This is a genomic window from Streptomyces sp. NPDC018029 (assembly GCF_044327655.1).
Lineage (GTDB): Bacteria > Actinomycetota > Actinomycetes > Streptomycetales > Streptomycetaceae > Streptomyces.
In genome coordinates this window covers 78,572-99,840 of the sequence record NZ_JBIRFV010000012.1, presented here as the reverse complement: position 1 = coordinate 99,840, position 21,269 = coordinate 78,572, and the positions used below count along the sequence as shown (strand labels likewise).

17 protein-coding genes and 1 pseudogene are annotated in these 21,269 nt (G+C 70.1%); 8 read left to right on the top strand and 10 right to left on the bottom strand.

Annotated features, from left to right (window positions below; all coding sequences use genetic code 11):
• Nucleotides 1-61: 61 nt before the first annotated feature.
• The 3 genes from ACH4D5_RS32055 to ACH4D5_RS32045 all read right to left on the bottom strand — a co-directional run bounded on the left by ACH4D5_RS32055 (nt 62) and on the right by ACH4D5_RS32045 (nt 4,633).
• Nucleotides 62-952, bottom strand: a complete 891-nt coding sequence (locus tag ACH4D5_RS32055; RefSeq protein WP_398309279.1) for an NAD-dependent protein deacetylase — start codon at nt 950-952, stop codon at nt 62-64.
• A 353-nt stretch (nt 953-1,305) separates the two neighbouring features.
• Entirely contained in the window at nt 1,306-2,532 is a 1,227-nt protein-coding gene (locus tag ACH4D5_RS32050; RefSeq protein WP_398309276.1) for a hypothetical protein, read from the bottom strand.
• Nucleotides 2,533-3,274: 742 nt separating this feature from the next.
• Nucleotides 3,275-4,633 (bottom strand): RCC1 domain-containing protein, encoded by a 1,359-nt coding sequence (locus ACH4D5_RS32045; protein ID WP_398309274.1) that lies wholly within the window; start codon nt 4,631-4,633, stop codon nt 3,275-3,277.
• 340 nt (nt 4,634-4,973) lie between these two features.
• On the opposite strand from ACH4D5_RS32045, the gene ACH4D5_RS32040 reads away from it, so the two are divergent.
• The 7 genes from ACH4D5_RS32040 to thpD all read left to right on the top strand — a co-directional run bounded on the left by ACH4D5_RS32040 (nt 4,974) and on the right by thpD (nt 11,889).
• Nucleotides 4,974-5,570 (top strand): hypothetical protein, encoded by a 597-nt coding sequence (locus tag ACH4D5_RS32040; protein ID WP_398309271.1) that lies wholly within the window; start codon nt 4,974-4,976, stop codon nt 5,568-5,570.
• Nucleotides 5,571-5,623: 53 nt separating this feature from the next.
• Nucleotides 5,624-7,060 (top strand): hypothetical protein, encoded by a 1,437-nt coding sequence (locus ACH4D5_RS32035; RefSeq protein WP_398309268.1) that lies wholly within the window; start codon nt 5,624-5,626, stop codon nt 7,058-7,060.
• Nucleotides 7,061-7,117: 57 nt separating this feature from the next.
• The gene (locus tag ACH4D5_RS32030; RefSeq protein ID WP_398309265.1) at nt 7,118-8,239 is read left to right on the top strand and encodes a hypothetical protein; all 1,122 of its coding nucleotides are present in this window, start codon (nt 7,118-7,120) and stop codon (nt 8,237-8,239) included.
• Nucleotides 8,240-8,382: 143 nt separating this feature from the next.
• Nucleotides 8,383-9,264 carry a glutamate ABC transporter substrate-binding protein gene (locus ACH4D5_RS32025; protein WP_398309262.1) on the top strand — a complete coding sequence of 294 codons (882 nt, stop codon included), beginning with the start codon at nt 8,383-8,385 and terminating at the stop codon, nt 9,262-9,264.
• Nucleotides 9,265-9,338: 74 nt separating this feature from the next.
• Entirely contained in the window at nt 9,339-9,986 is a 648-nt protein-coding gene (locus ACH4D5_RS32020) for an amino acid ABC transporter permease (protein ID WP_398309259.1), read from the top strand.
• Nucleotides 9,983-10,930, top strand: coding sequence for an amino acid ABC transporter permease (locus ACH4D5_RS32015; protein WP_398309256.1), 948 nt, complete (start codon nt 9,983-9,985; stop codon nt 10,928-10,930). The genes ACH4D5_RS32020 and ACH4D5_RS32015 overlap by 4 nt, the downstream gene beginning before the upstream one ends.
• Before the next feature lie 29 nt (nt 10,931-10,959).
• Nucleotides 10,960-11,889, top strand: coding sequence for an ectoine hydroxylase (gene thpD / locus ACH4D5_RS32010; RefSeq protein ID WP_398309253.1), 930 nt, complete (start codon nt 10,960-10,962; stop codon nt 11,887-11,889).
• On the opposite strand, the gene ACH4D5_RS32005 is transcribed toward thpD, so the two are convergent.
• The 7 genes and pseudogenes from ACH4D5_RS32005 to ACH4D5_RS31975 form a co-directional block, all read right to left on the bottom strand.
• Complete coding sequence (locus ACH4D5_RS32005) at nt 11,849-12,970, bottom strand: hypothetical protein (RefSeq protein ID WP_398309250.1); 1,122 nt, start codon at nt 12,968-12,970, stop codon at nt 11,849-11,851. The genes thpD and ACH4D5_RS32005 overlap by 41 nt on opposite strands.
• Before the next feature lie 73 nt (nt 12,971-13,043).
• A complete protein-coding gene (locus tag ACH4D5_RS32000) occupies nt 13,044-13,961 on the bottom strand; it encodes a methyltransferase domain-containing protein (RefSeq protein ID WP_398309247.1) in 918 nt (305 codons plus the stop codon).
• A 70-nt stretch (nt 13,962-14,031) separates the two neighbouring features.
• Nucleotides 14,032-15,000: an ornithine carbamoyltransferase gene (locus ACH4D5_RS31995; protein WP_398309244.1), complete on the bottom strand. Its 969-nt coding sequence runs from the start codon at nt 14,998-15,000 to the stop codon at nt 14,032-14,034.
• A gap of 9 nt (nt 15,001-15,009) precedes the next feature.
• Complete coding sequence (locus tag ACH4D5_RS31990; protein WP_398309241.1) at nt 15,010-16,047, bottom strand: ornithine cyclodeaminase; 1,038 nt, start codon at nt 16,045-16,047, stop codon at nt 15,010-15,012.
• A gap of 40 nt (nt 16,048-16,087) precedes the next feature.
• Nucleotides 16,088-17,008 (bottom strand): diiron oxygenase, encoded by a 921-nt coding sequence (locus tag ACH4D5_RS31985; protein WP_398309238.1) that lies wholly within the window; start codon nt 17,006-17,008, stop codon nt 16,088-16,090.
• Entirely contained in the window at nt 17,005-18,006 is a 1,002-nt protein-coding gene (locus ACH4D5_RS31980) for a pyridoxal-phosphate dependent enzyme (RefSeq protein ID WP_398309235.1), read from the bottom strand. The genes ACH4D5_RS31985 and ACH4D5_RS31980 overlap by 4 nt, the downstream gene beginning before the upstream one ends.
• 508 nt (nt 18,007-18,514) lie before the next feature.
• Nucleotides 18,515-19,765: pseudogene (locus tag ACH4D5_RS31975) on the bottom strand (MFS transporter); the annotation flags it as partial.
• A 413-nt stretch (nt 19,766-20,178) separates the two neighbouring features.
• On the opposite strand from ACH4D5_RS31975, the gene ACH4D5_RS31970 reads away from it, so the two are divergent.
• On the top strand, nt 20,179-21,237 hold the full coding sequence (locus tag ACH4D5_RS31970) for a hypothetical protein (protein WP_398309232.1): 1,059 nt from the start codon (nt 20,179-20,181) through the stop codon (nt 21,235-21,237).
• Nucleotides 21,238-21,269: the final 32 nt, after the last annotated feature.

Here is a 21,269-nt window from a genome sequence, read left to right as displayed (position 1 = left end):
TGCACCTCGTGGAACCCATGTGACCCATGCGGCCGAGTGTACGCCCGGGCGTGTCGTTCGGTTACCGGGCCGGGACGGAGACGCCAAGGCGGCCGGCGACGGTGGTGAGGGCCGCGCCGAGGGGCAGCGCGACCCGGGTGACGGCGTGCTGGTCGCCGCGGGTCGGGTCCTGGTTGACGATCAGCACCGGCTTGCCGCTCTGGGCGGCCTGGCGGACGAACCGGAGCCCCGACATCACCGTCAGGGAGGAGCCGAGGACCAGCAGCGACGTCGCGCCGCGGACTAGCTCACGGCAGTGCTCGACCCGCTCCGGCGGCACGGCCTCGCCGAAGAACACGACGTCCGGCTTGAGGACGCCACCGCAGACTCCGCACGGTACGACGCGGAAGTCCCCGACGTGCTCGTCGCTGAGGTCGGCGTCACCGTCCGGATTGATGCCGGCGGCCACCGGCTCGAACCCGGGATTGGCCTCCTCCAGCCGCCGGGCCAGCTCACGCCGCGGAGTGAAGGCGCCGCAGGAGAGGCAGACGACCCGGTCCAGGCTGCCGTGGAGCTCCACGACGCCTTCGCTGCCGGCGCCTTGGTGCAGCCCGTCGACGTTCTGGGTGATCACACCGGACAGCAGGCCGTGCCGTCCGAACGCGGCGACGGCCCGGTGCCCCGCGTTGGGCCGGGCGCGCCCGAAGAGCCGCCAGCCGAGGTGACTGCGCGCCCAGTACCGGCGCCGGGCCCGGGCGTCGGCGGTGAACTCCTGGTAGGTCATCGGGGTGTGCCTGCTGAGGCTGCCGCCCTCGCCCCGGTAGTCCGGAATCCCCGACTCCGTGGAGATCCCCGCCCCACTGAGCACCAACACGCCACCGGCCTCCAGCGCACCGGCGACCGGCCCCAGATCCGTGGTGGCCGGCGGCAGATCCTCGGGAGGACTCCAGCTCAGAGTGGGACGCATCCGCATGCGGCCAGGGTACGCAAGGGACTCCCGAGCCACAGCGCCCACTCGGCCCGGACCGGCGTCCCCAAGGACCGTGACCGGACCGGCCTCACCGAGGACCGTGGCCGAAGCGGTGGCATCGAGGACCTGGCTGGACCGGCGTCCCCGAGGACCGCGGCCGGACCGGCGTCCCCGAGGACCGCGGCCGGACCGGCGGCACCGAGCACCGTGGCCGAAGCGGCGGCACCGAGGACCTGGCCGAACCGACGTCCCCGAGGACCGTGGCCGAACCGGCGTCCCCGAGCACCGTGACCGGACCGGCGTCCCCGAGCACCGTGGCCGAACCGATGTCCCCGAGGATCACGGCCGTACCGGCGTCACCGAGCACCGGGGACGAACCACCGTTGCCCCGGGTCCGCCGCCGTGCAGGCGGCCAACCGCAGCCGGGGCTGCGGCCGCAGCAGGTCGTCCTGGGTCAGACAGCCCCCGCCGGTGCGCAACTGCCCCCACCGCGTGACCGCCCACCGGGCCGATCCGCCGGCGCAGGGGGCCAGCACGACCGTCCCGCCCCGGACGCGCGCACAGCGACGACCGCCCCCGCCCTCGCCCCCGCCCCCGGTCCGCAGATCCCCTTCCACCAGCCGCCACACCTGATGGACCGTGCCGGCGCAGGGCGCGGTGCGGACGTCGCCCCGGTCCGCGGTCAGACAGAGCTCGGGCGCGGTGAAGCCGGCGGCCGTGGAGCCGATCCAGGAGACGACGGTGCCGGGCCGTGGATCGGGCGCCCGGCGCGCGTAACGGCGTTCGAGCCATCGCACGTACCGCCCCGCCGCTCTTCTGGTGGGTGCGCAATAGGGCCCCGGGCAGTCGCTCACCCGCCGCTCGTCATGGATGTAGTAGTGCTCGAACACGGCGGTCTTCCGGGCGGTCAGGACAGCACCGAGATTGGGCGGGCGCAACGCGCTTCCGTACCCCTCGTATGCCGTCAGGCGAGGCGTTCTCTCCGCCGGGCGCGCCCGCAGGGTCGCCAGGCGGAGATACCGGCCGGTCACCGCGTGATCGCTGTGGTCGGCCCACTCCTTGCCGGACGACTTCAGCGCGGTGTTGGCGAAGTCCAGCGTGCGCACCTCGCAGGGCCGGAACCGCTCGACGAGGGCGGCCAACGTGCTGATCAGAGCCGGTTCCGTGTAGCGGGCGGACCCGTCCACCGCGGCGAGCGAGCGGATTCGCGACTGGAAGAGAGCGAGCAGGCTCCGGCGCCGCGCCGCCTCTCTGCTCCAGCCGCCGTCGGGCAGCCGCAGAAAGACGAGCCGGATGTCAGGCCGCAGCGGTCCGTTGTCCAGACGGACGCTGTGCAGCGTCCGCCCGCCGGCCCGCACGGGTGAGACTTTCCAGGGGCTGGGCGCCCCGGGCCTCATCGGCCGGCCGGCGAGAGCGCTGTACGCCTGCTGTACGCCCATCTCGCGGCGTTGGACATACCCGCCCGCCCACTCAAGATGAGCGTCACCCGCGGTCACGTACACGACGCGGAGGCAATTCCCTCGGTCGAAGTCCTCGGCGATCGCCGGATTGATGAACAACAGGTCGTCGTCCTGATGCGCCACCCCGACCAGCGTCGTGTCACGGCACTTCGCCCCGCCGGGCCACTGGGGCGGCGCGGGCCCGGTGGACGCCAGGGTGGCGAGGCAGAGAAGCAGGAGCGGAATCAGCTGGTGTGCGCGAATGATGGGGAACCGTTCCGGGGGGCCGGTCCGCGGCTACGAGACCCTCTCGTGCTGTCCCGAGCCGCGGCGGCTCGCCGGCAGCCGTGCTGCCACGACCGTGGCCGTGCGGGCGAGCGGAGTGGTCATGATGCCGGCCACGCTCGTGCGGCCGGCGGTGTGCGCGTCGAGACGGTGCCATGCCGTAGGGAGGCGGGTCAGGACCCTGTGGACGAGAGCCGGGTCGCGGGCGACAGCGGCCGGTGTACATCGCGTAGGTGTTGACGTCTGGGCGTACACGCATAAGGGGGTTCTCCTTCACCAACGAGGAAGAGGGGGACCTGCGCGACAAGACCGGAACTGAAACTTGCGGGCAAGGGTATTTCGGCATGTGCCGGGATGTGTGCCAAGGGCGTGCGGACTGCGAGTGGTGGCACGTCGGGGGAGCGCCGACTCATATACGCACCGGGATCAGCCGGTTGGGCGGGCGCTCAACGGATCTTCGACGGGGCGGGAGTCCTTTCGGGTTTTATGTGTGGTGGCCGGTGGCCGGTGGCCGGTGGCCGGTGCCCGCCCTCCGCACGAGGTGCGGAGGGCGGGTTCACGCGGAGACCGTCAGTCGCCGGTCACTGTCGGCCGGTCCGGCTCAATAGGCGTAGCTGGACTGGCTGTTGCCCGCCGTCACACGGGTGAACGGGTTCGCCTGCTCCGCCTCCTGCGGGAAGACGGTGACGAACTGGTCGTTGTCCTTGAGGTCGTGGGTGAGGGCGTCACCGCTGCCGAGCTGGCCGTGGTTGTTCAGCCCCCAGCCGATGATGTCGTTGCTGGTGCCGCCACCGGCGGAGCGCACGGCGAGACCGTAGCCGCGTCCCGCCGAGATCGCCCGCACCGAAGGCAGCTCGATGGCCTCGTGCGCGCTCGTCCGGTTCGTCTTCGTCCCGTCGGCGAGCTGCCCGTTCGCGTTGTTGCCCCAGCCGTACACCTTGTCGTCGGAGTAGAGGGCGTAGGCGTGGTCGTAGCCGGCGGCGATGTCCCGCACCTTCGGCCCTGTGCCCTCGCTCGACCCCGTTCCCGTGCCCGTCCCGGTCTCCGTGCCGCTCGGCTGGTCGGCCGGATCGGCCAGGCCGGGCAGACCCTCGACCTGAACCGGCTTGTTGCTGAACTCCAGGTCGCCTTCGTCCTTGTTGACGCCGAGCTGGCCCTTGGAGTTGTCGCCCCAGGCCCAGACCGTGCCGTCGGACTTCACAGCGAGGCTGTAGTCACACCCGGCTGCGATCTTGACCACGTCGGTCAAGTTCGGTACCTCGACCGGGGTGTTGTGGTCCTTGTTCTCTTCGTCGCTCTTGCCGGTACCGGTGCCGAGCTGGCCCTTCTCGTTGAGGCCCCAGGTCTGCACGGTGTTCTTGTCGGTGAGGAGCATGCTGTGATTGCACCCGGCCGCGACCTGCTTGCCGCCGTGCATGCTCTGGACCAGCTGGGGAACCGATCGGTCCTCGTTGGTGTGGTCGCCGACCTGGCCCTTGTCGTTGAGGCCCCAGGCGTAAACCCCGTCGGCCTTCCCGGAGTTCACGCGGAGCGCGAGCGCATGCTGGCCGCCCGCCGCCACATCGACGATGCCGTTGAGCTTCGGCACCTTGCCCGGCGCGGCGTTGTGGTCGGGGTCCGTCGGCCCGGTGCCGAGCTGGCCCTTGTCGTTCTGGCCCCACGTCCAGACGGACCCGTCGTTGCGCAGGGCGACGCCGAATCCCCAGCCGTCGCTCGCTCCGCCGCCGGCCGCGACCTCGAACACGTCCTGCTTGGGCAGGGAGGGAACCGGGGCCGGGGCGTAGCGGTCGGGTGACGTCGAATTGCCCAGCTGCCCACCGGAGTTGGCGCCCCACGCGTACACCAGCGGGTCGTGTCCCTCGGCGGGGAGAGCCGGGGCCGCTGCCGCTCCCAGAGCGGTCGCGGTGGCTATGACGGTCAGGGCAGCGCGCAGGCGCAGCCCACGGGTCTTTGCGTTCATGGGAGTTCCATTCGTTCGGGCGCCACGGCATAGGCGTGGCACCGCAGTTGGAGGACAAGCCACTCGAGTCGTGGCGTCCAGCAACATGCTTGCCGCGTTCGAACCGCTTTTCGGCCTGCGAAAGCCAGAGTTCACGCCTTTGGGGGGTCGCCCCGAAACCCTGGCTTCGCCAAGGCCCCGCCGCTTACGGCCAGTCGGCCTCATGCTGCGCCCAACTGGCGCACCTCATCGCCCAGGTCGAATGGCGGGGACGGCCGAGCTGTCGGAGTGTGAGAGCGGCGGCCCCCACCGTGGTGTGGCTCAGAGGCCGCCGAATCCCCCCGAACTCCGAAGGAGAACCATGCGTGTTGCCGTTGTGTGCCGTGCCCTGTTCGCGGCTGGAATGGTCACAGTGGCGGGTGCCTCCGCCCTGTCCCTGGGGCTGACGCCGGCCGCCGCCGTGCCCACGGCCGTGGCCGCCGAGGCCGTGGTGGCCAAGGCGGACGAACCGCCGCCCGCGAAGTTCAGCCCCGCCCCCGCGCCCGACACCCAGACCGCGCCCCCGCCCGCCGAGGCGCCGAAGCCCAAGCCGCCGGAGGTCGACAAGAAGTCACCCGTCCCCTCACCGCCGGACACCGACCCCTGCTCACCCGGTGGCATCAACGGCATTCCGTCGAGCAGCGCCTGCTCGGACGTCGGGAAGAACAAGCAGGCGAAGGACAAGTGCCAGGTGGAGAACTTCCACACGTGCAGCCGGCCCATCACGGGCGAGGCCCAGGACGCGCAGAAGAAGGACCAGGACGCCTACGTCCAGGAGCAGGCGGACTTCGGGAACGTCTCGCGGTCCGCGGCGCCCGCCGACGGAGTGACGCAGCAGTGCCACGCCACCTCCGGCATGCGCGACCGGCTCTCCGACGACCAGGTCATCGTGCCGCAGTCGTCGTGGTGGGCCTGTTGAACACCCGGACAACCCAGCCCCCGCTCCCCCCCACTTCGTCCAAGGAGACCTTCATGCCACGACGCACCACGACCTACTGTCTGTCCGCGCTGCTCGGCAGCTCCCTCGTGCTGAGCACCCTGCCCGGGGCCGCGTTCGCCGCGGAGGAGGTGGGCGCGCGGATCGAGAACCCGGACCTCGCCAGCCCCACCGTGTCCGCAGGGACCGCCCAGAAGGGGGCGCCGAACAAATGGGACGGCAAGAACACACAGCTGTTCTCGGCGAGCCGGGCGGGCCACGGCGGCGGACTGCAGGCGGCCGCGCTCAGCGACGGCTCGGCCGGCACGCTCAGCACCCGCCTGTGGCGCGTCCAGAAGGGCTCCAAGGTCACCGTGACGTGGGACGACAGCCCCAGTCCACTCACGAACTGCGGCACGGACGACCCGACGAAGGGGCAGGAGTACCGGGTGTCCGCCGCCGGTGCGGGCAACTCCGAGCAGACCGTCACCACGGAGACCACCGAGTCGGGCAAGGCCCACTGGCACGAGGGGCGCTCGTACTCCTTCACGGCCGGGGAGAACAATCCGCGGATCAGCTGGACCTACCAGAAGGCGTCCGCCTGCGGCCCGCTCGTCACGCGCTTCCGGGCCACGCAGGATCCGGCGCCGGTGCCGTACGACCTCAAGAAGGCGCGGCTGCCCATGCCCGAGGCGTACCAGGGCCGCGAGCCGGTCGAACCCCGCATCGTGATCCAGGACTGCCTCGGGGGCCCGAGGACCTGTCACTTCGAGAAGGACGACCGCTACTCCTACCGGTACTACGACCGGCCACGCATGGTCGGCCAGGCGTACATCAACTGCACCCGCAACGCCATCACCGACCAGCGTCCGGTCAACTGGGAGGAGCTGCCGTACGACAACGTCACGCAGTACTTCTCGCAGCGCAAGAACGACGAGCAGAAGCCGCAACAGCAGCCGCCTGGACCGCAGGGCCTGCAGCAGCAACAGCAGTCGGCTCCGCAGCAACCCCAGACGGATGTCCGAAAGGGGTACGAGAACATCGCCACCCAGATCGCGGCCGGCTTCACCCGCGCCGACGGCAATCCGCTGGAGATGGGTACGAACAACCCGCTGCTCTACGGACGCAAGGAACAGCGGACGGCGTCCGTCACGGTCCAGCCGGGCGAGGTGAGCTGGATCGAGGTGCAGGCGGCCAGGGAGCGGCTCGCCGGCACGCTGATCCACGACAGCAAGAACGAGCGGATGGACGTCTTCGCCGACCTGCCGTCCGGCTCCTTCGGCGACCGCTTCTACCAGCGCACCGGCCCGATGAGCAAGGTCGAGCTGGCCCGCTGCGGCGACGCCCGTGACAACGCCCGCACCCCGGACAACAGCGTGGGCGCGCCCACCCTGCGCAGGATTCCCCACCTGGTGCCGACCGGTGAGGCCCCCAAGGGCATCAGAACCCGCACCGTCCCGCTGACCGTCGACAAGCCCCCCGCCAGGGACTGAGGACACCGCGCGTCATCTCCTGATCACTCGGGAAATCAGCAACGAAAGGACACAGTCATGTTTCACACCGCGCGTCCCTCCCAGCACCGCCGAGCGGCGACCCGCCGCATGCTCGTCCTTGTCCCCGTCCTGTCCGCCCTGTCCCTGACCGCCGCCTTTCCCTCCGCGGCGGCCCCCCAGGGCGACAAGACCGGTGACTACGGCATCGAGAAGATGCCGAAGGCCCGGGCGTTCGACGGGAAGAAGCCCTTGAAGTCGGTGCACGAGGTGACCTCCTTGTGCGGCCACACCAAGCGGTACACCTGCTCGTTCAAGCTGGACCCCCAGCGCAAGCGCGAGTTCACCAGCGCCGTCTACTCGGTGTCCAACGGCGCCATCAACTGCACCAACGCGGACATGTCCATCAAGCGCACGGTCAAGCTGGAGACCTCCAGCTCCGACAACATCGGCGGCGAGGTCTCCGGCAGCGCCACCATCGAGGGCACGGCCTGGACCGACAACGAGGTCAGCGGCTCGACCACCGGCGAAGTCCAGGCACAGCAGACCCTCCAGGACGCCACCACGGGCAGCGCCACCACGACGAACACGAGCAAGAGCAGTGAGACCAACCACTCGGCGCCCAAGGACAAGGGCCCCAACCAGGACTCCACGTCGGAAAGTACGGCGTCCACGAGCGCCACGGTGTCGAACACGCTGACCGGTACGGCCCAGATGACCGAGAAGGTCAGCACGACCGCGGCGTTCAAGAGCCTCATCCACCTCGCCCTGCGCGGCGCGTTCACCGCCGCGTTCAAGGGGACCTGGAGCCACACCTGGAGCATGACCAACTCCGAGGAGACCGAGGTCACGTTCACCTTGAAGCCCAACGACGAGATCCAGTTCGGCGCGCTCAACTCCATGTCCCGGGTCGTCGGCGACCTGCACGTCGACGGCAGCGGCAAGCTGGTCAAGGACATCGCGGTGGACGGCCCGTCGACCACGAACTCCTCCACCGTGGTGGCGCAGACCTACACCAACCCCGACAAGTGCCAGAGCGTGCGCCCGTCCGGTGCCACCGCGAAGCAGCCGGACGACAACGGCGGGGGCCAGAAAGCGACGTCGCGGGCCGGCGCCGACCAGCGGCGGCTCACCGGGACCTACCGGCTGGAGAAGGGAGGCACCTGGCGGAAGGTCGGCTGACGCGGATGCCGCACGGGCGGCCGGAATCCCAGGCTCTCCGGCCGCCCGTGCACGGAATTGCCCGGTAGCGCGGCGCATCGGCATCGCTAAACTGGTCCGGACACCACTTCCATTCCGACGCACGCTATTCCCGAGGAGGGAAGGTGCAGGCATGGTTTCGTCCGCTGGGTCCCCTGGTGCTGCTGTTATGTCTCGTGCTGAGCGGATGCGGCAGGGAGGGAAGCGTTCCGGGCAGCGTCGGAGCACTGACGGGCAGCGACCCGGGGCTCGAATACCCGGTCGGTGAGTCCCGCGCCCTCGCGAAGGGGACGATAACCATCGGCGTGAAGTCCGACCACCCTTTCATGGGATTCGAGGATCCGGTGACGGGGCAGCGTTCGGGATTCGACGTGGAGATCGCGAAAATGGTGGCGGCGCATCTGGGATTCGGACCGGACGAGATCGAGTGGAAAACGGTGGCTCCGCAGGTGAGGGAGCTTTCGATATCCAAGGGAGACGTCGACCTGTACGTGGGCGCCTACACGATAAACAGCGAAAGGAAGAAGCAGGTCTCCTTCGCGGGCCCCTACTATCTCGGCGGGCAGGATCTCCTGGTCGACAAGGAAAACCGGAGTATCCGAGGACCAGAGGAGCTGCGCGGAAAGAAGGTCTGCACGGTGACCGGATCCACCCCGTACCAGCGGATCAGGCAGCCGGAATACGGGGCGACCGTCGTGTCCCACGACAGCTACGCGCACTGCGTACAGGACCTCGTCATGGACGTGGTCGACGCCGTCACCGCGGACGACACGATCCTGAAGGGTTACGCGGCGCAGAACGAGGGCCGTCTGCGGGTCATCGGCCGGCCCTTCTCCGAGGAGTTCTACGGCGTGGGCCTGGCGCGGCAGGACGCGGCCCTGCGCGACGCCGTCAACGACGCACTGGAACACCACGTCCGCAGCGGCGACTGGCTCCGGGCGTACCGCGCCACCCTCGGCCGCTCCGGCGTTCCGGCACCGACACCGCCGCCGGTGCAGCGGTACTGACCGCGAGGGCCGTCAGCCGACGGCATCCCGCCGGGCCGCTCACCGTCACGGCCCCCGTCCGCCTGGAGGCGTCCATGGACGTGCTGACCGACAACGCCGACCTGTTCTGGCAGGGCTTCATGGGCACGGTCCGACTGATGTGCCTGAGCACGCTGCTCGCGCTGGCCCTCGGAATCCTGCTCGTCTCCCTCCGCATCAGCCCGGTGCCGCTGTGCCGCGGACTCGGCGCGACGGTGGTGACGGTGCTCTGCAACACCCCGCTCACCGTCCTCTTCTTCGGAGTGACGCTCGGACTGCCCATGCTGGGGCTGACCGGCGCGAGCTACTTCACGCTGGCCGTGCTGGTCATGGGCAGTTACGCCTCGGCGTTCGTGTGCGAGGCGCTGCGCTCGGGCGTCAACACCGTGGAGACCGGGCAGGCCGAAGCGGCACGGAGCCTCGGCATGTCCACGATGCAGGCGGCGGTGCTCGTCGTCTTCCCCCAGGCCGGGCGGGCGGCGGTGCCTCCGTTGGGCAACGTCGTGATCACTCTGGTCAAGAACTCCGCGCTCGCCGGCGGCTTCAGTGTCTACGAGCTGTTCAGCACCGAGAAGACCCTGGTGGAGCGGGGGTACGCGGTGGCGGCCGTCTTCTTGTGGGTGACCGTCGCCTACCTGCTGCTGATCTCGGTGATCAGCACCGGCTTCCGCCTGCTGGAGCGCCGCCTGGCGGTGCCGCGATGACATCCGCGCTGTTCGAGACCCCGGGCCCGCGCGCCCGCCGCCGCCACTTCTGGTACGCGGTCCTCGTGGCGTCGGTGACCGGCGGCGGGATCTGCTGGGTGCTCCTCCGGTTCGCGGACGCCGGGCAGTTCGACGCGCGGATGTGGGAAGCGTTCGGGTATCGCGGGGTGCAGCTGCGCATCCTCACCGGCGTGGTGGACACCTTCAAGGCGTTCGTCCTGGCGGTGGTGCTCTCCCTGCTGCTGGGGCTCCTGTTCGCGGCAGGGCGGCTCTCGGCGCACCGGTTCCTGCGCCGGCCGGCCGGGGCACTGGTGGAGTTCTTCCGCGCGGTGCCGGTGATCATCACGGTCTTCGCCCTGTACGCCACCGACCTGCTGCGCACCTGCGTCACGGCCGTCGCCGACCTGCTGCGCAACGGCCTCGGGGCGCCGGGCGAATGGCTCGCGGTGAATTTCGCGAGCCCCACGCTGTGGGCCCTGGTCATCGGTATCGCCCTGTACAACGGGGCGGCACAGGCGGAAATCCTGAGGGCGGGGGTCGGCGCCGTGCCCAAGGGGCAGTTCGAGGCCGCATACGCGCTGGGGATGCGCAAGACACAGGTGATGACGGTGGTGGCCCTGCCTCAGGCGGTCCGGACCATGCTGCCGAGCGTAATCAGCCAAATGGTGGTGACGCTGAAGGACACTTCCCTCGGCTTCTTCATCATGTACGAGGAACTTCTCTATGCCGGAAAACTCCTGGCGCAGAACACGGCGACTCCTTCCGGCTACCCCTATCTGCCCGTTCTGTGTGTAGTCGGTTCGCTGTACATCATCACGTGTCTACTGCTTTCTTATGTGGCCCGCCGTATTGCGGCAGGTCATATGTTGACCATGACCGGAATGGTACGGAATCGACGGGCGCGGTCGCGCGGTGGTTTCCCCGAAGAAGGCGACGGGAAGTGAAAACTTAGCCGCAGACGGAGGGGATCGGCATGACCGAATCTGTCGAATTGGTGGAAGATCTCTACCCCACGCGTGTCGAGACCGAGTCGGTGCCTTTTCGGCGTCACCATCCGGTGGTGTGGGGCGACGGGACACCGGGCCCGCTGACCGCCGATGAAGTGGCGGGCTACGACCGGGACGGATTCCTCGCGTTCGGCGCGCTGCTCGACTCCGCCGAAGTGCGGGAGTGCCGGGAGGAAATACAGCGCATGGCCTCGGACCCCGCACTGCGGTCCTCGGGGCGAGTGGCTCCCGAACCGGACTCCGACGAGATCCGTTCCCTCTTCGAGGTGCACCGGCTCAGCGAGGTCTTCAGGCGTGTGGTGGAGTCGGGCCGCCTGGCCGACCGGGCCCGGCAGATCCTCGGTTCGGACGTCTACGTCCACCAGAGCAGGGTCAACTACAAAGCGGCCTTCGACGGCTCGAAGTTCGGCTGGCACTCGGACTTCGAGACCTGGCACTCCGAGGACGGCATGCCCGCACCCCGTGCGCTGAGCTTCTCCGTCGCCCTGACGGACAACCTGCCGTGCAACGGACCACTCATGATCATTCCCGGTTCCCAGCGGACCTTCGTGCCCTCGGTGGGCCGCACCCCTCCCGGCTACCACAAGCTCTCGCTGCTGGGGAAGAACCTCCCGGCCGGTCCTGCCGACCGCACCGCCGTGACGACGCTGGCCGAACGGCACGGTATCCGGCAGTTCACCGGACCGGCCGGTTCCGCCGTCATGTTCGACTGCAACTGTCTGCACGCCTCCGGAGGAAACGTTTCCCCCTTTCCCCGGACGAACCTCTTCGTCGTCTACAACAGCGTCGACAACGCACTGACCAAGCCGTACGCGGCGTCGGAAGTACGCCCGGGATACCTCGCCGAACGAGACATCACACCGGTGCCCCGGTCCGCAGGCCGGCCGCGTCGATGAGCCGGGCCACTTCGAGCGTGGTGTAGCCGCGCTCGAAGTGCCGCGGCTCGGACAGCATCAGGGAGACGAGGTCCAGCAGCAACCGCGCGTACTCCTCACCCGTCCCCGGCCAGGCGCCCGCGTCGAGCATCCAGGGCGCGCTGTCCGCCGTCGCCTCCGCCCTGCCCGCACGGATCAGCGATTTGGAGAGCTTGGCGCCGGACGTCGAGAGCACCACCGGCGTGAACAGGCGCACCGGGAGCACCGCCCCCGGGCAACACAGGAACGCCTCGTCGAGCAGGCGGCACCCAGCCGCCCAGTCGGCTCCCTTGACCACCACGGCAAGTGCGTCCTCCCGCGCCGCGACCCGCTCTTTGAGGAGGTTGCGGTGGAGCGTGCCCGAGCTGATGTACGCCCCGTCCGTCCCCTCGTCGTCGGCCCGCACCCGCACCGTGTACCCGCCGTGGTCCAGACAGACCGCCGCGAGCTCCGCGCGGTCCGTCCCCACGGTGAGCAGTTCGGTGGCCTCGCCCTGCTTCTGCGCCCAGCCGCACCGCGGGCACGGAGGGCTCATCGGCACCTTGCCGTGCGACGGCGCGAGCACCCACCGCAGGACGTCCATCCGCAGCAGTGAGTCGAGGAACTCCTGCCGGAAGTCCCGCCGGCCCTGCTGCCGGGTGTAGGTCTCGATCTCGTAGGGGACGCCCGTGGCCGCGGACAGGGCGTCGAAGAAGCCGCCGTAATAGGTCCGGGTCAGTTCGTCGACCCGCTCGCTGCCCAGGGCGTGGTGATAGGAGCGCTCGTAGAGAGTTCCGGTCCGCGGGCACCGGCGCGTCTCGCAGGCGGAGTTGTCCAGGGCGCCGAACCGCAAGGCCACCTCGACACCGAACCTGTCCCGGGCCACCTGCGCGAGCAGGAAGGCGGAGGCCTGCATGACGCTGGTGCCCAGGTGCGGGGCGCCGTTTATCTGGACACCGGCATACAAGGACACCCGCTCGTGCCCGGTCGCCAGCAGCCGTGGACGAATGAAGTCGACGCTGTGTTCGACGGCGCCGGTGGTGACGCTGACGGGTGAGACGGGCACGACCCGAGTGATGTCCATGAACGGCCTTTCTGCTTGATGGGACGTGCTGCCCTCCGGACAGGGCTGCCCTCCGGCCAGGGCCGGGCGGAGGTCACCAGTGATGACGGACGGCCGGCTGCGGCAGGTCCACGACGCGCAGAGGCCCCGCCCACCCCGGCGAAGTCCACTCGTCCAGGGCTTCCAGGCGGGTGGTGCGGGAGCGGGCGGCCGTACGCAGAAGATCCATCAGTCCCTCACCGGTCAGCCGGCCCGGCCGGGCGCCGTCCCCGGTGGCCCTGCGGCAGGCCAGGCCGACGATGAAATACGCCAGGGGATACGGCCCGGAGCGCCAGACCACCGCCTCGCCCCGCTTCTCCAGGCGAAACACCTGATCGGGATGGTCCCGGGTGAAGTCCCCGAAAGGCAGTGGGCACAACGTGACGGCATGCACCGAGAAACCCGCCGCTTCCAGCATCCCGACCGCCTTACGGGGACTGGAGTAGCTGCCGATGGTGATCCCCAGGCCGTCCGCCAGCGCACGGCCGTGCGTGATGACCGCGGGGATCAGCTTGAGACCGTCCGTTCCCCCGCCGACGGACCGGCGCAGGGCGTCGGCTTCCGGGGTGAGCGGGACGTAGGGCGGATTGCTGGTGACGACGACGGGGGAACGGGACGGGACGGGGACGGCGGCCAGCAGCTCGGCGGGGGACAGTGCGGTGAAGTCACCGTGCGAAAACGTGACGGGACGGTCGTCGTCGATCGAGGCGTAGTGCTTGCGCGCCCAGGCCACGGTGTCCTCTCCCGAGTCGATGCCGTGGACGCGGGCCGCTCCCGCGCGGGCCATGGCCGCCGCGGCGGCACCGCTGCCGGACCCGAGGTCGAGGACGAGGCAGCCCTCACGTATGAGGTCCTGCACCACCCAGACACCCATCTCGGTGTCGGCAGGTTCGAAGAAGACCTGTGACGACGAGGGCGGGTCCAGGTCACGTGGGGTCAGATGCCGGTAGGCGGTGACACGGGTCGGCTGCACGGGAGGACCTCGATCCGTGTGAAGGGGGACGGGGTGAGAGGGAGGGGCGAACGGGGCGGTGCACGGCAGGTCACTCCGCCTTGGCGGCAGGTCCGCTCACCCACTCCAGGACCGCCATGGCCCCGGCGAGCTTCATGGCCGCCTGGGTCCAGGCGAGGGACCGGGGACCGTCGAGGACTTCACCGGCCACCTCGTCGCCGCGGTGGGCGGGCAGATCGTGCATGAACAGGGCCTGCGGCCAGCGGGCCAGCAGGGCGGCGTCCACATGGAAGGGCCGGAACGCCTCACGCCAGTCGGGGTCGGGCTTCGCGGTGCCCGTCGTCTGCCAACGGGTGGTGTACACGACGTCCACGTGATCGGGCAGCAGCGCCGGATCGTGCACCTCCTCAAGGGTGGCGCCCGTGGCCGCGGCTCTGCGCGACGCCCTCGTCAGCTCCTCTTCCGGCAGCCCGTATCCGGGCGGGGTGCTGAAGGTGACCCGGGCCCCCGGCACGCTCGCCAGGGCATGCGCCAGGGCCACCGCCGTGTTGTTGCCCTCGCCCACGTAGAGCACGCTCACTCCGGCCGGATCGCCCACCGCCAGGTGCAGGGTGGCGAGATCGGTCACGCCCTGACTGGGGTGCTCCTCGGCCGCCATCGCATTGACCACCGGAAGGCCGCCGTGGCGGGACAGCTCTCGCAGTTCCTCCAGGGGCCCGGCGGTGCGGGCGACCAGCAGGTCGAGCATGCTGCCCAGGACGCGCCCCGTGTCGGCGACCGACTCACCGGTGTTCAACTGCAGATCCCGGGGGCCGTACGTGACAGGAACAGCGCCCAGCCGGACGGCGCCGACGGTGAAGGCCGTACGGGTACGGGTCGAGGTCCTGGTGAACAGCACGCCCGTGACGGTGTCCGCCAACGGCCGGTCGTGTGCGTGCTGGTCCCGGAAGAGCTCCACCGATCGCGCCGCGAGTTTGCCGATCACATCGGGCTCCACCTCGGCGAGGGAGAACAGTCCGTGTTCCGGAACAGGGCCGGGCCGTGCCAAGTGGTGGTCCATGCGTCCCTTTCAGTAGAGGGCCAGGGTTCTGCCCAGGCCCAGACGGGCGGCGGCATCCTGTACTGCGCCCAGCAGCCCGACGTCGAGGACGGCCATGCCGAAGGGGTTGCTGACGACGTGGGACACGGTGGGCCGGACGGGGGGCCGCTCACCGGTGAGAACCTGACCGAGGGTGCCGCTCAGGGGCCGGGCCGGGGAACCGGGGCCCGCGGACCGGCCATCCGTGATGCGGCCCTCCTGCATCAAGCGGCCCAGGACCCTGCGGGGGTTCTCGGCGACCAGAGCGACATCGTCCACGAACACGCCCTGGGCCTCCAGGAAGGCGTCGGGCAGCAGGTCGGCCAGCGACACGTGGGCGACGAAGGTGCCGGGCGCGAGCCACGCGGCCGGCAGGTATCCGCGGTCGGCGGTGGTCGTCGTCACCACCACCGGCGCGGCGGCCACCGCTTCTCGCGCGCCCGGTTCCACGCGGACGGTGAGCTGCGGATGCTGTGCGCGTATCCAGTCGGCCAGTTCCCCGGCCCGCCGTGCGTCGGTATCGTAGAGGTGTACGCGTACCGCTTCGGGAAACGCCGTGGCGAGCAGCCCGACATGGACGCGGGCGAGCGTGCCGCAGCCGAGGAACGTCGTCGCGTCCCACCGCTCGGGACCGAGGTGCCGCAGGCTCACCATCGTGTACGCGGCCGTGCGGGTCGCACTCAGCCAGCCCGCTTCGGCCAGCACGCGCGGTCGGGCGGTCTCCGGGTCGAAGAGCATCGCCAGGCCCGCGGCCCGCTCCCGTCCGTGGGACGGGTTGCTCGTCGCGGCATTGATCAGCTTCATCCCCCGCAGTGGCGGGCCGCCGTCGACCTCCACCGCGCCGAGCATGGCCAGCGAACGGCAGTAGGCACCCTCGCCGTTGGTCCAGGGCAGGTAGCCCTCGGCGGGCAGTTCCACCCGGCCCTCTGCGTGCCGGCACAGCACCTGCGTGATCTCCGCGCACACGTCCACGTGCGCGAGGCAGGCGAGCACCGCTTCCCTGTCGAGAAAGAGGAGTTGCTCCGACATCGTCACCCTTCGGTTCGTGCGGTCCTCGGCACCGGGTGGTTCACGGCAGCAGACCGGCGGCCTCGAACGCCTCGGCGCCGCCCGGCACGTCCATGGCCCCGACTTCCTGGAAGAGCCGCACGGCATGCCGGGACGCCCTGCGGATGCCCCGGTCGACCGAAGCCGGCGGATAGGAATCGCGCACGACGTCCTCGACAGCCGATGGCGCGAGGCCCGCGGCGGCCAACGAAGCGCGGACCGGCCGCAGATCGGGAAGCAGGCTGCACCGGATCAGACCGGGCAGGCACCGCGCGATACGGCCCCGGGACCCGGTCGATTCCCGCGTCCACAGCTCGCGGAAGAACTGGGCGAAGAACGCGTGGTGCCAGCCCTCGTCCTTGGCGTGGTCCCTGACGATGTCCCGGACGACGGTCAGCACATCGGGATCCTTGGGTATCTCGTTGAGCACCGCGGTGATCAGCGTCTCGAAGACCACGACCTGCAGCAGTTGGGCCAGGGCCGGCTCGTAGGGCAGGGCCTCGGTACCGATCGCGTCGAGCCGTCGCAGGAACGGACCGAAGTCGTACTCCAGCGGTGTCACCCCCGAGGCGAGGGAGACCTGCTGGATGACGTCCAGGCTGTACAGCGAGTGGTACCCCTCGTCGCAGTAGATGCGGTACGCGTCGAGCCGGACGGCGACATCCGTGGCGACCCCGCACCGGTTGCCGGCGATGCGTTCCGTGGCACGGTTCACCACGCGCGTCTCGAACTGGGCCGTGAAGTCCAGGTATTGGAAGAGGTGACGGGCGAGGAGCTCCCTGCGCTTCGCCTCGCCGAGTCCGGCCACGCGCGGATGGTCCAGGTAGGGCACCAGGGCCGGAGGGAAGAAGGCGCGCCCGGTGGCCACCTCGTCCGCCAGGCGGCGCCGGGGGCCGGTGCGGACTCCGGCACGCTGGTACCAGTCACGTTCCTGCGTGCTCACCGGAGCGTCACCTCTCCTTGGACGGGGTCCTCCACAAGACCCCTGACAACGACTCCGTCGGCCACGTCGACGGGGGCCAGGGCCTGCCTGGAGCGCCACAGCGGTGAGTAGACGGTGTCGAGGTAGCGGTCCCCGCCGTCCGGGCACAGGCAGGCGATGTCGGTGCGTCCCGGGTCCTCACGGAAAAGCCGCAGAGCTGCCGCGACGAGCGCACCGGAACTGGAGCCCACGGTGATGCCGGTCGTCTCCTCCAGCCACAGGCACGCGCTGACCGCTTCCGGTGGGCCGATGTGCACGGCGGGCCGGTATCCGTGCGGCAGGAAGGACGATCTGCGGCTCGCCCCGATCCCCGAGAGCAGCCGTTCGCCGGGTATGTCGCCCAGGGCGAGCGAACCGACGACGTCCACCCCGACCAGCTCCCAGTCCGGCTCATGGGCGAGGACGTAGTCGCGGAAGCCCGCCAGCGTGCCACCGGTGGACACCGCCACCAGGACGCTCATCGGTCTGGCCGGCAACTGCGCGCACAGCTCGGGCGCCGTCCACTGGGCATGCACGGCCGGGTTGGCCGGATTGGTGTACTGGTTCGGCCACACGAGTTCCGGCTCGCAGCGCACCCGCTCCGCGACATGGGCGAGGCGGTTGAGCAGGAATCCGCCGGCTCCGTCGGGCCGGTCGACCACGACGACTCTCGCGCCCATGGCGCTCATGGTGTTCTGCACCGAAGGGCTGACCCGGGGATCCACGACGGCGGTGAAAGGCACCTGTAAAGCGGCGGCAAGGGCGGCGAGCGCCAGACCGAGATTCCCCGACGTCGACTCGATCAACCCGACCCGGTGATCAATGCGGTCCTTGACATCCTGCCAGAGTGCGAAAGCGGTACGCCCTTTGATGGAACCGTACGGATTGTGTGCCTCAAGTTTCAACCAGAGCGTTCTGGGTACGCCGCTGAATACGAGGCGAAACGGGACCACCGGACTGGGAGACCAAGAACTGCTCACGGGGCCAGAGCTGTCACGGAATCGATTCGGAAAATTCTCCAAGACGCCTCCGTTGGCATTGTCCGCCGGGGCCGGAGTTTCACGGAAGCGCGGTGACGCCCCCACTCAACAAGTTATGTGGCCGTTCCCGGCGGCACAAGGAAGGGAATGCGCCACATCTCGATGCTGCGGACATCCATTGTCGGCATATGCCAATGGGCCCCGTTGTGGCATCTGTTATTTCTGAGTCTTTTTACGCCCTGCCCGTCCGGGCCGCTTTCTCGCAGCACCCACACGTGATGCGTCGGCCGAGCCGCCACGGCAGCGACCTCCACCAGGACGCGCCCCGGTGCCGGGGACGGCATCCCCCGCAGCAGCACCCACCGCAGCGACTGGTCCGACGGGCCGCCACGCAGTGGCGCGGCACGTACGGCAGGGTCCGGGGCCGCTCGTGCGCGGCCGACCGGCATCGGCGCACTGCCGGTCCCCGCCGGGACCGGGCCGCCGCGGGGCCCGCGCGCCCGGCCGGCCGCGACGTCACCGGCGCCGGACGGCCGGGCAGCCCGCGCGTACGGTGCAGCCAGGTGATGGCCGCTGCCGAGACCAGGCCGAGGCCCAGGCAGCACATCCAGGGCAGAGCGGGCAGACCGCTGCGCCTGCCGAGGTCCAGGGACCAGCCCACGAGCGCGTTGCCGCCCGCGGCGGCGAGCCCGGAGAAGACGTAGAAGATGCCGAAGTGAGTACCGGTCAACCGGACTGGGCCGAACAGGGGGACCAGTTCCATCGCCAGGGGATGCACGATCATGATGCCGAAGTAGATCAACAGCGCTCCGGCGATCACCGGGCAGGCGTTTCTGACCGCCGTGGCCCAGCCGTCGGGAGCGCCGGATCCGCACACCAGCAGAGGCGGCACGAAACCCGCGGCCGTCAGGGCGATGCCGCGGGCGATCCACGCCGGGCCGCCACCGCGCCGCGCCAGCGTCCGGGTGACGCGCAGCTGCCAGACCAAGTTCGCCAGCGCCCCGATCACCAGCACCGCGCCGGCGGCCTCCGGGCGTCCGGTCGCCTGTCGCGCTCCCTCGGGCAGCAGCAGGTACACCTGGTTCTCCAGGGTGCTCATGCCTGCCATGGCCACGGCGAACGCGACGAAGGTCCGGTTGCTCAGGACCTCCCGCCAGTCCTTCACGACCGGGGTGGCGCAGCGGGGGGCCTCGCGGGCGGGCAGGGCGTACATCTGAGCCAGGCACAGGACGCCGAACACGCCGGCGGCGACGAGGGCGCAGATGCGGAAATCGACCAGGAGCAGCACTCCGCCCAGGGCCAGGCCCAGCAATGAGCCGCCGGTCGCGAAGACGTTGAGCAATGCGAAGGCCTCCGCCCTGCGGTGCCCCGCCTCCTGGGCCAGGTAGGTCCGCACCGCCGGATAGAACAGGGCTCCGGCCAGTCCGCTCAGCGCCGAGGCGGCGAGCAGGAGCGGCAGTGTGGAACCGACGGCGAACAGCGCGAACCCCACGGTCCGCAGCATGCAGCCGAAGATGATCACACGGCGGGGGCCGAGCCTGTCGGCCGCGGAGCCGCCGAGCACGAACAGTCCTTGCTGACTCAGGTTCCGCACACCGAGGACCAGTCCTACCAGGGCGGCCGAAAGACCCAGATCGTGGCCGAGGTAGGTCACCAGAAAAGGGATGAGGAGGTAGAAACCGACGTCCACCCCGAATTGATTGACGAGCAGCAGCCGCACCGCGAGCGGAAAGCTGCGGTATGCGCGAAGAGTTTTCATGCCAGTTCCCGTGAGTGGCCCGAAAATGAATGCAACTCCGGACCGAGTGGATGTGGGCGATCCGGCATGAGCAGCGGGAGATCACATTCGCTTCGATGCCGTACCACTGACCACCACCGTCGATGGGGGAAGCGGTCATTCATATCTTCTGGGGCACCATCAACGGTCCCTGAGCTGAACTCTGCACGATTTCACCGATTCCAACGATCCTCTCGGCTGTACCAGGTCCCACCTGTTCACCTTCCAGGTGGTCGAAATTCGGTCGGCGGGAGCGCAGCGGCCGGTGGCCGGAAAGCGCCCGGCCGCGCTCTACCGATGTCTTCGAATGCTCTCTACGGTGAGTCGACGATCCGCAAATGCCACTCGAAGCGCCACCGCGGAATTGTGTTCCCACCCTTGCTCAGGAGGCGGGTATGTCGGGCAGTACACGTACGGGCGCCGGGTCCGCGCACATCGCGAACCGGGTCATCCGCACCCTCGCCGGCACCGGCGAGGCCGCCTCAGGAGGCGACGGCGGGCCGGCCGCCCGGGCGGCACTGAACCAGCCGCGGGCCTTGGCGGCCGACGCGGCGGGCGCCCTGTATGTCGCCGAGTGGAAGGGGCACCGGGTGCGGCGGATCGCGCCGGACGGCACCATCACCACCGTGGCGGGGACCGGTGAGCCCGGTTTCGGCGGTGACGGGGGCCCGGCCGTTCACGCCGCGCTCAACGAACCGGGCGGCCTGGTCTGCGACGCCGCGGGACATCTGTACGTCGCCGACTACTGGAACCACCGGGTGCGGCGGATCGCGCCGGACGGCACCATCACCACCGTGGCGGGGACCGGTGAGCCCGGTTTCGGCGGCGACGGGGGCCCGGCCGCCGAAGCGGTGCTCAACGAACCCAGGGGGCTGGCCCTGGACGGCGCGGGCACGCTCTATGTCGCCGAGTGGAAGGGGCACCGGGTGCGGCGGATCGCGCCGGACGGCACCATCACCACCGTCGCGGGCACCGGTGAACCCGGCTCAGGGCCGGACGGAGTGCCGGCCGTCACCAGCGACCTGCACCACCCCATAGACATCGTGACGGCCGCCGACGGCCGCCTGTACATCGCCGACTGCTGGTCCCACCGGGTGCGGATGGTGTCGGCCGACGGACTGGTCACGACCGTGGCGGGGACCGGGGAGCCCGGGTACGAGGGCGGTGCCGTCCTGGCCGCCGCCGGCCCGCTCCACCAGCCCCGAGGGGTCGACATCGACGGCGAGGGCAATCTCTTCGTGGCCGATTCCCTCAACGAGTGCGTCCGCGTCGTCCGGCCGGACGGCAGTATCGCGACGGTGGCCGGCGGGCCTCCCGGTGAGGACTGGGAAGACGGCCCGGCCGCCGGGGTGCTGCTGCGTTATCCGCGGGCGGTGCGGGTGACGCGGGGCGGCGATCTCGTCATCGCCGAGACCGATCGCCATCGGGTCCGCGAAGTCACCGCGTTCCGCTGACACCGCGGTCGTCGACCGCGCGGTCGACGAGG

What these genes read in the sequence shown, in the direction of transcription:
- ACH4D5_RS32005 (WP_398309250.1), bottom strand. Translation starts at nt 12,970, where the DNA reads ATGGACATCACTCGGGTCGTGCCCGTCTCACCCGTCAGCGTCACCACC.
- thpD (WP_398309253.1), top strand. Translation starts at nt 10,960, where the DNA reads ATGACCGAATCTGTCGAATTGGTGGAAGATCTCTACCCCACGCGTGTC.
- ACH4D5_RS32020 (WP_398309259.1), top strand. Translation starts at nt 9,339, where the DNA reads ATGGACGTGCTGACCGACAACGCCGACCTGTTCTGGCAGGGCTTCATG.
- ACH4D5_RS32040 (WP_398309271.1), top strand. Translation starts at nt 4,974, where the DNA reads ATGCGTGTTGCCGTTGTGTGCCGTGCCCTGTTCGCGGCTGGAATGGTC.
- ACH4D5_RS32055 (WP_398309279.1), bottom strand. Translation starts at nt 952, where the DNA reads ATGCGGATGCGTCCCACTCTGAGCTGGAGTCCTCCCGAGGATCTGCCG.
- ACH4D5_RS32045 (WP_398309274.1), bottom strand. Translation starts at nt 4,633, where the DNA reads ATGAACGCAAAGACCCGTGGGCTGCGCCTGCGCGCTGCCCTGACCGTC.
- ACH4D5_RS31970 (WP_398309232.1), top strand. Translation starts at nt 20,179, where the DNA reads ATGTCGGGCAGTACACGTACGGGCGCCGGGTCCGCGCACATCGCGAAC.
- ACH4D5_RS32030 (WP_398309265.1), top strand. Translation starts at nt 7,118, where the DNA reads ATGTTTCACACCGCGCGTCCCTCCCAGCACCGCCGAGCGGCGACCCGC.
- ACH4D5_RS31990 (WP_398309241.1), bottom strand. Translation starts at nt 16,047, where the DNA reads ATGTCGGAGCAACTCCTCTTTCTCGACAGGGAAGCGGTGCTCGCCTGC.
- ACH4D5_RS32015 (WP_398309256.1), top strand. Translation starts at nt 9,983, where the DNA reads ATGACATCCGCGCTGTTCGAGACCCCGGGCCCGCGCGCCCGCCGCCGC.
- ACH4D5_RS32035 (WP_398309268.1), top strand. Translation starts at nt 5,624, where the DNA reads ATGCCACGACGCACCACGACCTACTGTCTGTCCGCGCTGCTCGGCAGC.
- ACH4D5_RS31995 (WP_398309244.1), bottom strand. Translation starts at nt 15,000, where the DNA reads ATGGACCACCACTTGGCACGGCCCGGCCCTGTTCCGGAACACGGACTG.